At 63.0% G+C, this 1,696-nt stretch carries 1 protein-coding gene and 1 pseudogene; both read left to right on the forward strand.

What is annotated here, in order from left to right:
- Positions 1–1,230 (forward strand): L,D-transpeptidase family protein (locus EN906_RS33230; RefSeq protein WP_127375726.1); only part of this gene is annotated, 1,230 nt, incomplete at its 5' end.
- A gap of 172 nt (positions 1,231–1,402) precedes the next feature.
- Positions 1,403–1,696 (forward strand): annotated as a pseudogene (locus EN906_RS33235) (arginase family protein); the annotation flags it as partial.

The raw sequence follows: 1,696 nt of genomic DNA on the forward strand, positions 1-1,696 counted from the left end.
AACGGCCGCGTCGATCCCAACCGCATGACCGGCTACTATGATTTCCCGGCCAAGCCGCTCGACTTGCAAGGCGTGCTGAGGACGCTGGCGCATACCCAGCAAGTGCGCACCTATCTCGAATCGCGGCATCCGCAGAATGCGGAATACCAGGCGCTGCGCGTCGAACTCGAATCTCTGCAGGCCAGTGCGGAAAACGAAATCGTCGTCGACCCCAAACTGTTGCTGAAGCCGGGCGGAACCAGCCCCGAACTGCCGAAGCTCCTGACCTTGATCGCGCGCAATCTCGATGACGAGATGGGCGGCGCCTATGGCGAGATCCTGTCCAGGCTGGCCACCAGCGAAGTCTATGATCCGGAACTGGTCCCGGTCATCAAGGCCGTGCAGCAAAAGGCAGGCATGAAGGGCGACGGCGTCATCGGCCCGCGCACCGTCGCGACGCTGGCCGGAACATCCAAGGCCGACAAGCTGCTGAAGGTGGAAGTGGCGCTCGAGGAACTGCGCTGGCTGCCCTCCGATCTCGGCAGCCCGCGCGTCTTCATCAACCAGCCGGCCTTCACCGCGAGCTACATCGACAATGGCGAGGAAAAGCTCAAGACGCGTGTCGTCGTTGGCCGGACCACCAACCAGACCTCCTTCTTCTACGACCAGATCAAGCAGGTCGATTTCCATCCCTATTGGGGCGTGCCGCAATCGATCATCGTCAACGAGATGCTGCCGAGATTGCGCAACGATCCGGGCTATCTCGACCGGTCCGGCTATGAGGTGACGGATTCGCGCGGCAAGCGCATTCCTTCGTCGGCGGTCAACTGGGGCGCCTATGGCGCGAACATCCCCTACAGCGTGCGCCAGCAGCCGAGCGAGGCCAACGCGCTGGGCGAGTTGAAGATCCTGTTCCCCAACAAGCACGCGATCTACATGCACGACACGCCGCAGAAATCATTCTTCCAGCGTGATATGCGCGCGCTCAGCCATGGCTGCGTGCGGCTGCAGGACCCGCGCGGCATGGCGGCGGCGGTGCTTGGCACCTCCGTGGACTATATCGCCGAGAAGCTGAAGCACGGCCACTCGACCGAGAATGTGACACGCACCATCCCGGTCTATGTCGCCTATTTCACCGCCTGGCCTGATCTGTCCGGCAAGGTCGAATATTTCGGCGACGTCTACGACCGCGACTCGCGCCTGAAGCAGGCTCTGGACGCCACGGAGGCGGTTCGCTCGCCTTCGAGTTGATCCAGGGCTTTCGCTAGGCCGTTAACTCATAAATACGGCATGACCGAAAGCGGAAAGGCGGCTGAGAGGGAACGAGGAGCGGCGGCTACCGTTATCGAACAAGCTCAAAACGCAACTGTGATCCTGTTTCGGTAGGGACGAACGATGTTGAGCGCTCGAAGCGGAGGCGCCTATGTCGAGCCATTATGCGATTCTCGAAGCCCCCTCCACGCTGGGCCTGGCGACCGACGGTGTGGAGCGCTTGCCTGGCCGGCTCCTGGACCTTGGCCTTGCGGAGCGCATCCAGGCGCGCCGCGCCGGGCGGCTGGCTGTGCCTGCGAAGGACCCGACGCCCGATTCCGAGACAGGCACCCTGAACGCCAGGGCAATTGCGCAGTGGTCGCCCAAGCTCGCCGACGCCGTGGAAGCGGTGCTTGACGCAGGCGGGTTTCCAGTGGTGCTGGGCGGCGATTGCACGATCGTGCTG

The organism is Mesorhizobium sp. M7A.F.Ca.CA.004.06.1.1 (assembly GCF_003999135.1).
Classification (GTDB): Bacteria; Pseudomonadota; Alphaproteobacteria; order Rhizobiales; family Rhizobiaceae; genus Mesorhizobium.